Annotated in this window: 1 protein-coding gene; it reads left to right on the plus strand. The window is 69.3% G+C overall.

Going from position 1 to position 407, the window contains the following annotated elements:
- Nucleotides 1-407, plus strand: a 407-nt coding sequence (locus tag D7Y04_RS43155; protein ID WP_199749843.1) for a flagellar biosynthetic protein FliR, incomplete at both ends; no start/stop codon positions are given.

A 407-nucleotide genomic window follows, 5' to 3' on the forward strand; every position in this document is an offset into this window, starting at 1 on the left:
GTGCGGCTGGGATTGGTGTTGTCGCTCTCGCTCTTCCTGCGGGCGGAAGGTGGCGTTGGACTGGCGGAGCCCGTGACTTCGTCGCTGGAGTTGGGGGGATGGGTGTTGCGAGAGCTGGCCTACGGGGTGTCGGTGGGGCTGGTCGCGGCGCTGCCGTTCGATGCGGCGCGAATGGGGGGGCGATTCATCGACCTGCTTCGCGGAACGTCCGCGGAGGCCAGCCTTCCGCTGGCGGGGAGTCGGGAGTCGGCCACGGGCGAAGGGCTCTATCATCTGCTGGTGGGACTGGTGACGTCGGGGGCGGTGGCTCCGCTGGTCTTCGGCGCGTTGGTGCGGGGCTTTGGCGTGGTGAAGCTGGGGGCCTTCGTGCCCACGGAAGCGGCGACGTTGCATCTCGTCGTGCTCGC

It is taken from the genome of Corallococcus sp. AB038B (genome assembly GCF_003668955.1).
Classification (GTDB): Bacteria; Myxococcota; Myxococcia; order Myxococcales; family Myxococcaceae; genus Corallococcus; species Corallococcus exiguus.